Below are 6212 nucleotides of genomic sequence, written 5' to 3' on the forward strand. Positions count from 1 at the left end.
TGGCTCATCCCACCCGCCACCATCGACCCCCACCGCACACCACTACCCGCCCACAACCGACGAACCATGCGACTCGACAGCGTAGCCGCCTAGGTTTCGGGCCCAACTGCACAACCGGTCCGACGCAGCCGCGTCAGGCGCACGCACTTTGAGAACTCCATACCCGGCATTGCAGCGGCGCAGCAACCTCCACGTCGGACCTCACGACGACTCACCTACGATCTAGAGGTGGACCTGCACCTTGCCACCTATTTCGTCGCGGTCATCGATCACGGCGGTATCACCAAGGCTGCGCAGGCGCTCTACATCTCCCAGCCCTCGCTGTCGCAGGCGATTCGAACGCTCGAACGCAAGCTCGGGGTCACGCTGTTCGACCGCACGGGGCGTCGCCTCGAACTCACGGAGGCGGGCGCACGCGTCGAGGTGATCGCGCGGCGCGTACTCGCCGACGTCGAGCGAGCACGTCAACGAGTGGGCGCTGTTCGCGAACTACGTTCCGGAACAGTTGATGTCATCACCGAGCCGGCCTTCGCCATCGCACCACTCGTCGCGATCGTGCGCGACTTCCGCACTCGCTTCGACCGGGTGATCGTGCGGATTCTGGCTGCCGACGGTCCCGCAGGCATCCTCGCGGCGCTACGCAGCGGGCGCGCCGAGATCGGACTGATCGACTCCTCCGCCGAACATTCCACGTTCGCGTCCACGCCGCTCGGCACACAGGACCTCGTCCTTGCCGCGTCACCATCGCTGAGCGTCGACGCCGACGACGACGGTGTTGTCGCACGCGAGTCCGTCCGCTCGTTGCCCCTGCTCCTCGACCTCTCCGACCCGTCGACCGGGCGTCTTCTCGCCGACCTCATCGCCGACGGCGCGCGCAATGTCGCGGTCGACTGCGCGCACCCGCCGACCATCCGTGAGTTGGTCGCCCGCGGCGTCGGCGCGACCATTGCGCCGCGCGAATCGGTCGCCGAGCAGATCCCGCATGCCACGACGTACAGCCTGGACCCGCCGCTGCGACGCGATTTCGGGCTGATCATGCGTTCGGGACAACCGTCGCCCGCCGCAGCGGCGTTTCTCGCCGTCGCACGCCAGACATGCGGCGCTCCAACACGAGTCGACGACGAGGTCTTCGAGTAGCCGTGGAACTACGCCAGATCGAATACTTCCTCGCCGTGGTCGAACACGGCGGGATCGGCGGGGCGTCGGTGTCGCTCGGCGTGACCCAGCCGACGGTATCGCAGGCACTACGCGCCCTCGAGCGTGAAATCGGGGTGCAGCTGTTCCACCGGATCGGCCGCGGGATGGTGCCCAGCGCTGCGGGACGTGCACTCGTCGGCTCGGCGCGCCAGATCGTGCGCGACGTCGGATCGGTCGACGACGCGCTGGCCGTCGGCAGTGATCAGATCACCGGACGCGTGGAGATCCTCGCCTCACCGTTCGCCGACGGTTCCACCATCGCCGACGTGGTCGCGGCATTCGTCAGCGCGCACCCCGCCGCCACGATCAGGGTGGGCGAACTCGACGACGAATCACTCGCGGCAGCCATGATCGAGGAGGGTCGCTGCGACTTCGTCGTCACGCATCTTCACCCCGTCGAGACGGCGGTCGACGATGCTCTCGAGGTGATCGTGCTCGGCGAGCAGGAGTTCTGGCTCGTCTGTCCGTCGAACACCGTCCTACCCGACGGTCCGATCGACATCGCCGATCTCCCCCACATCCCGATGGTGTTCGTTCCGCGCGGCGGGACGGTCGCCGACGAGATCGAGAGCGCGATGCGCGAAGCCGGCGTGCGCCCACCGATCGCGGTGCTCGCAGAGGACCGCGATCAGCGACTACCCATGGTGCTGGCGGGAGTCGGCGCGACGCTACTCGAACGACGGGTCGCGGAGTCGGTTTCCGATCGCACCACGGTGCGGCCCGTTCGGCCGCGATTCGTCCGCAACTTCGCGCTCATGTACGACCCGACGGCATTGTCGATCGCCGCACAGGCTTTCGTCGACGTTGTTCGAACGCTCCACCGCGACAACTGAATACGGTCGAACTACGCCCGATCAGGCCACCCGCTCGAACACTGCCGCCAACCCCTGCCCGCCGCCGATACACATCGTCTCGAGGCCGTAGCGCCCGCCACCGCGCACCAGTTCGCGGGCCAACGACGCGAGCATCCGTCCTCCGGTCGCACCGACGGGATGACCGAGAGAGATGCCTGAGCCGTGCACGTTGACGCGCGCGAAATCGGCACTCTCGGTGAAGAACCGACCGAAACCCCACTCACGGGTCACGGCAAGCGCCTGTGCCGCGAACGCCTCGTTCAGTTCGATCACGTCCATGTCCTCGAGGGTGAGACCCGCCTTGCCGAGCGCCTTCTGCGTCGCTGGAACCGGACCGATCCCCATCGTCTCCGGGGGAACTCCCGCGAGACCCCATGACACCAGTCGTACGAGTGGGCGCAGACCGTACCGCTGCGCCGTCTCAGCGGTCGTCACCAGACACATCGACGCCGCGTCGTTCTGACCGCTCGCATTTCCGGCGGTCACCGTGGCGTCGGCGTCGACCTCCGACATGATCGGTGTCAGCGCGGCAAGCGAATTCAGAGAAATGTCGGCCCGCGGATGTTCGTCGGTGTCGATGACCTGCTCAGACCGCTTGCCCGACACGGTGACCGAAACGATCTCCTCGGCCAGGATGCCGTCCTTCTGCGCACGCACGGCGCGCAGATGCGATTCGACGGCCAGCTCGTCCTGCTCGTCGCGCGAGATGCCGTACCGCCTACGGAGATTCTCGGCGGTCTCGATCATCCCACCCGGGATCGGATGGTCTCGGCCACCTGCGGTGGATCGCGCCCGAGCAAGGCTGTCGTGCAGCGCGATTCCGGTTCGTGCTCCACCCCAGCGCATGTCGACGGAGTAGAACGACGCATTGCTCATCGACTCGGTACCGCCCGCTACGACGAGATCGTTGTCGCCGGCACCCACCTGATAGGCCGCCTGGATCACGGCCTGCAGACCGGAGCCGCATCGTCGATCGACGTGCATGCCCGGCACCGTCGTCGGAAGCCCCGCGTCGAGCGCGACGACCCGCCCGATCGCGGGTGCCTCACTGTTGCCGTTGCAGTGGCCGAGGATCACGTCCTCGACGGCGTCGTGCGGCACAGCGGTGCGCTCGAGCAATCCGCTCAGCGCCGCTACTCCGAGGTCGACCGCGGTCACGGATCGGAACATCCCGCCGTAGCGTCCGATCGGGGTGCGGACCGGTTCGCAGATCAGGACCTCACGCATGATGTAGCTCCTCTGACTCGCGCAGCCGCACGCCGGCCTCCCGTCCGACGACGGCGGCCTGCGTTTGCGTCATCGACGTCAGCCGATCAGCTCGAAGATGGTGGCATTGGCCATGCCGCCCGCTTCGCACATCGTCTGCAGTCCGTAGCGAATCCCGTTGTCGTGCATGTGATGCGCGAGACGAGTCGCGAGGATGGCGCCGGATCCCCCGAGCGGATGTCCGACGGCGATCGCTCCGCCGAGCGGATTGAGCGCCTTCTCCGATGCACCCGTGTCGATCTGCCACGCCAGCGGCACCGGCGCGAACGCCTCATTGACCTCGAATGCACCGATCTCGTCGATCGAGAGTCCGGATCGTGCAAGCACTTTGGCCGTGGCGGCAATCGGCCCCGTGAGCATGACGACCGGATCATCACCCGCCACGACGGTGGTGTGAATCCGCACCAGAGGGACCAGACCGTTGGCCGCCGCGGTCTCGCTCGACATCACCAGCAGCGCGCCAGCCCCATCGGAGATCTGTGATGCGTTGCCCGCGTGAATGACACCGTTCTCGTCGAACACCGTTCGGAGTTTGCCGAGGGACTCCAGCGAACCGCCGCGTCGAATACCCTCGTCCCCCTCGAGTACGCCGGGCAGCGTCGCGAGCTGAGCGTCGAAGGCGCCCGAATCGGTTGCTGTGGCGGCGAGTTCGTGTGATCGCAGTGCGTACTCGTCGAGTTGGGTGCGACTCAGACCCCAGCGTCGCGCCACCTCCTCTGCCCCGATGCCCTGACTGAAGCGGTCGACGCCGAAGCGGTCGAGTACGGTTGCCGGCTGACTCTCGCCGTTGGGTGCCGCGGTACCCATCGGGACACGGCTCATCGACTCGACTCCGCCCGCCACGACGACGTCGAGTTGGCCGGAGATCACCGCGGCCGCGGCCATCGCCAGTGCCTGCTGACTCGACCCGCACGCCCGTGTGACCGTGGTTCCCGGGACCGTGGTCGGCCACCCCGCGGCCAACACCGCTGTGCGTGCGATGTTTCCCGCCTGCTCGGCGTGTTGGCTCACGCAACCCCACATGACGTCGTCGACGATTGCGGGGTCGATCGCGGTGCGTTCGACGAGCGCTTCGAGCACGTGGGCCGAGAGGTCAGCGGGATGGATACCGGCCAACGCCCCGTTTCGACGTCCGATCGGGGTGCGTACCGCGTCGACGATCACTGCATCTGTCATGCATTCGAGCCGACCATCTCTCACCTGGTGACCACAAGTAGTTTCGCGTTCACGGACTCATAGACGCGACCTATTGCATTGAGTCGCCCTATCGGTGTGTTAGCCGATCCGGCCGTTCCTTCCGGGTAGGTCTCGGGTGCATGCTGGAGGTCATGGCACGTCTGGCCCGCACGCTCGTTCTCACCGACACCCAAGAAGACATCGTCGTCGCGGTGCGACGATTCGTCGACGCCGAGATCATCCCGAACGCGCAGCAACTCGAACACGACGACGCCTACCCGCAGGAGATCGTCGACGGCATGGCCCAACTGGGCCTGTTCGGCCTGATGATCCCCGAGGAGTACGGAGGACTCGGCGAGTCGCTGCTCACCTATGCGCTGTGCGTCGAGGAGCTCGCACGCGGCTGGATGAGCGTGTCCGGTGTCATCAACACGCATTTCATCGTCGCCTACATGCTGCGTCAGCACGGAACCGACGAGCAGAAGCAACGGTTTCTGCCCCGGATGGCCACCGGCGAGGTGCGCGGCGCGTTCTCGATGAGCGAGCCGGATCTCGGGTCCGACGTCGCAGCGATCAAGACGTCGGCCAAGCTCGGTGACGACAGCGCGTACTCGATCAACGGCGCAAAGATGTGGCTGACGAACGGGGCGTCGTCGACTCTCGTTGCGGCACTTGTCCGTACCGACGAGGGCGCGGTCAAGCCGCACCACAATCTCACGACGTTCCTCATCGAGAAGCCTGCAGGATTCGGGGAAGTCGTTGCCGGACTGACCATTCCGGGAAAGATCGAGAAGATGGGCTACAAGGGCATCGACACCACGGAGATGATCTTCGACGACTATCAGGCATCGCCGGACGACATCCTCGGGGGTGTGCCCGGGCGCGGGTTCGCGCACATGATGGACGGGGTCGAGGTGGGTCGGGTCAACGTCTCGGCACGTGCGTGCGGTGTTGCGCAACGAGCCTTCGAACTCGCCATCGCCTATGCGCAACAGCGCCACACGTTCGGCAAACCGATCGCCGAGCACCAGGCGATCGCGTTCAGTCTCGCCGAGATGGCCACCAAAGTCGAAGCGGCACAACTGATGATGACCAATGCCGCCCGGCTGAAGGACTCCGGCGAACGCAACGACGTCGTAGCGGGCATGGCGAAGTATCTGTGTAGCGAATACTGTTCGGAGGTCACCGGGGCGTCGTTCCGCATTCACGGCGGATATGGCTACTCGAAGGAGTTCGAGATCGAACGACTCATGCGTGAGGCGCCATTCCTGCTCATCGGCGAGGGCACCAGCGAGATTCAAAAACAGATCATCAGCAAAGGGCTGCTGCGCGAGTACGCCGCCCGCTGAACCACCGACAGATATCCGACGAGAGGGAAAAGACGTGCAGCGCAACGTATTCAACGAAGACCACGAAGCTTTCCGCAAGACGATCCGCGACTTCATCGCCAAGGAGGTCGTGCCCGTCCACCACGAGTGGGAGAAGCAGGGACACCCGCCGCGAGACTTCTACCGCAAGCTCGGCGAGTTGGGTGTGCTCGGCATCGAGGTGCCCGAGGAGTACGGCGGCGACACCATGTTCGTGGACGTCTCCGCCCGCGAGAACCTCAACATCGACGACCTGCTGGACGCGATCGTGCTGACCGCGGACGGTGCTCTGGAGCTGCAGGCCAACCCGGACAAGAACGCCCGCGGCGTGGCCATCGAGGCGAACCTGGAC

6 protein-coding genes and 1 pseudogene are annotated in these 6212 nt (G+C 65.8%); 5 read left to right on the forward strand and 2 right to left on the reverse strand.

Translation table 11 applies throughout. From position 1 onward, the window contains the following. From B3T59_RS20235 to B3T59_RS20245, 3 genes and pseudogenes are all read left to right on the forward strand, one after another. Positions 1-93, forward strand: a pseudogene (locus B3T59_RS20235) (HNH endonuclease); the annotation flags it as partial. 135 nt (positions 94-228) lie between these two features. Then, positions 229-1137, forward strand: coding sequence for a LysR family transcriptional regulator (locus B3T59_RS20240; RefSeq protein ID WP_287004968.1), 909 nt, complete (start codon positions 229-231; stop codon positions 1135-1137). A gap of 2 nt (positions 1138-1139) precedes the next feature. Beyond that, the gene (locus B3T59_RS20245) at positions 1140-2030 is read left to right on the forward strand and encodes a LysR family transcriptional regulator (protein WP_287004969.1); all 891 of its coding nucleotides are present in this window, start codon (positions 1140-1142) and stop codon (positions 2028-2030) included. A 21-nt stretch (positions 2031-2051) separates the two neighbouring features. Here the strand turns inward: B3T59_RS20245 and B3T59_RS20250 are convergent, their stop codons facing one another. Continuing rightward, the gene (locus B3T59_RS20250; RefSeq protein WP_287004970.1) at positions 2052-3278 is read right to left on the reverse strand and encodes an acetyl-CoA C-acetyltransferase; all 1227 of its coding nucleotides are present in this window, start codon (positions 3276-3278) and stop codon (positions 2052-2054) included. Positions 3279-3356: 78 nt separating this feature from the next. Further along, positions 3357-4493, reverse strand: coding sequence for a thiolase family protein (locus B3T59_RS20255; protein ID WP_287004971.1), 1137 nt, complete (start codon positions 4491-4493; stop codon positions 3357-3359). Positions 4494-4645: 152 nt separating this feature from the next. On the opposite strand from B3T59_RS20255, the gene B3T59_RS20260 reads away from it, so the two are divergent. After that, a complete protein-coding gene (locus B3T59_RS20260; protein ID WP_287004972.1) occupies positions 4646-5842 on the forward strand; it encodes an acyl-CoA dehydrogenase family protein in 1197 nt (398 codons plus the stop codon). Positions 5843-5876: 34 nt separating this feature from the next. Then, a partial coding sequence (locus tag B3T59_RS20265) for an acyl-CoA dehydrogenase family protein (RefSeq protein ID WP_287004973.1) occupies positions 5877-6212 on the forward strand: 336 nt, incomplete at its 3' end.

The organism is Gordonia sp. UBA7860, assembly GCF_002500165.1.
GTDB classification, from domain to species: Bacteria; Actinomycetota; Actinomycetes; order Mycobacteriales; family Mycobacteriaceae; genus Gordonia; species Gordonia sputi.